This is a genomic window from Streptomyces antioxidans, from assembly GCF_000968685.2.
GTDB classification, from domain to species: Bacteria; Actinomycetota; Actinomycetes; order Streptomycetales; family Streptomycetaceae; genus Streptomyces; species Streptomyces antioxidans.
In genome coordinates, this window is the sequence record NZ_LAKD02000227.1 from 1 (window position 1) to 606 (window position 606).

The 606-nt window shown below is 70.8% G+C and carries 1 protein-coding gene; it reads right to left on the reverse strand.

The features are described 5' to 3' along the window. Positions 1–606: acyltransferase domain-containing protein (locus VT50_RS37870; protein WP_143645392.1), on the reverse strand; the 606-nt coding region annotated here is incomplete at both ends.

Here is a 606-nt window from a genome sequence, read left to right on the forward strand (position 1 = left end):
CTGGTGCTGGAAGGCGTACGTGGGCAGCTCGACGCGGGCCGCGCCCGTCCCCTCGAACACCCCGGCCCAGTCCACGGCCACGCCACGCGTCCACGCCTCGCCGACGGAGGCCCAGAAGCGGTCAAGGCCGCCCTCGTCACGGCGCAGCGACCCGATCGCGGCGGCCTCACGGCCCGCATCCTCAGCCGTCTCCTGCACCCCCATGGCCAGGACGGGGTGGGCACTGGACTCGATGAACGCACCGAAGCCCTCATCGAGCAGTCGGCGAACGGCGCCCTCCAGCTCAACCGTGCGCCGCAGATTGGTGAACCAGTACTCCGCGTCCAGCTCCGGACCCTCGACCCACTCCCCCGTCACCGTCGACAGGAAGGGGACTTCGGCCGTCTTGGGCTCAACGGGGGCCAGCAACTCCAGCAGCTCCTCGCGGAGGAGTTCCACCTGAGCCGAGTGCGAGGCGTAGTCCACCGGCACCCGACGCGCCCGCACCTCATCGGCCTCACACGACGCCAGCAACTCCTCCAGCGCGGTCGGCTCACCCGAAACCACCACCGACGACGGCCCATTGACCGCCGCGATGGAGATCCGCCCCTCGCCCCACGGTGTGAT